At 56.5% G+C, this 1,039-nt stretch carries 1 protein-coding gene; it reads right to left on the bottom strand.

What is annotated here, in order from left to right; genetic code table 11:
- Positions 1-54: 54 nt before the first annotated feature.
- On the bottom strand, positions 55-993 hold the full coding sequence (locus tag ACFIQF_RS24605; RefSeq protein WP_393946282.1) for an IS5 family transposase: 939 nt from the start codon (positions 991-993) through the stop codon (positions 55-57).
- Between the last annotated feature and the right edge of the window lie 46 nt (positions 994-1,039).

The raw sequence follows: 1,039 nt of genomic DNA on the forward strand, positions 1-1,039 counted from the left end.
GGCTTTGTTGCACAACCCGACCTGAGAGCACACGTCCCCAAACCCCAGACGGAGTTATGCCACGACCACCGTCACGGGCGTTCCCAATTCTGTGAATCGATTGAGGATGGCAGCACGCACATTCAACTCAACCACTTGTCGTTCAAACGTACGGGCCATCACTTTTTCACCCAGACGCTTGAAGCAATTCATCTTCGTTTCCACCAACGACCGGCGGTGGTAGCTGCTCCAGTGTTTCCAGATTTCTCGACCAAATCTCCTGCACGCTTTGACCGCTTCATTGCGGACCGCAAACGCAGCGCTTTTTCGCAATTGCGCGCCTTTGCGTGGTGGAATGATCGCAATGGCATTGCGACGAGCGCAGGCCTCGTACACATCCTTGGTGTCGTACGCGCCATCGCCCGTGACGCTGGCAATGGGTTCATCTTCTGGAATCTGATCGAGCAATTCAGCAGTCACAGGAGAATCACCGATCTCGTTGGTGGTCACCACGATGGCGCGGATTTGCAAGGTGTCGGCATCGATGCCCAGATGCACTTTGCGCCACTGGCGACGTCTTTCAGTTCCATGCTTCTTGGCCTTCCATTCGCCTTCACCCAGGAATTTGATGCCCGTGGAATCCACGAGCATGTGAAGACCCCTGCCGCCTTTGCTTGTGCGGTACGGCACTTGGACATTCAGCGTTTTTTGCCTGCGGCACACCGTGCTGTAGTCGGGGGCTGCCCAGGGTAATCCGGATAGCCGCAGCAGCGATTGCACCAATCCCAGCGTTTGGCGAAGCGCCAAGCCGAACAAGCATTTGATCGTCAGGCAAAACTGGATGGCTGCATCGGAGAACGTCTGATTGCGTCCTCGTTTGCCGCTTGGTGCTGCGTACCACTGCATGTCTTCATTCAACCAGATGCTCAGGTCACCTCGGGCCTTCAACGCCGCGTTGTACGCCTTCCAGTTCGTGGTGCGGTAGCGCCGCTTGCCCCAGCTCGAATCACTCATGCGCCGAGGCTACCTCGACTTTGGCAGCACTTTATGCAACAACGCC

Source organism: Comamonas trifloxystrobinivorans (assembly GCF_043359985.1).
GTDB lineage: Bacteria > Pseudomonadota > Gammaproteobacteria > Burkholderiales > Burkholderiaceae_C > Comamonas > Comamonas trifloxystrobinivorans.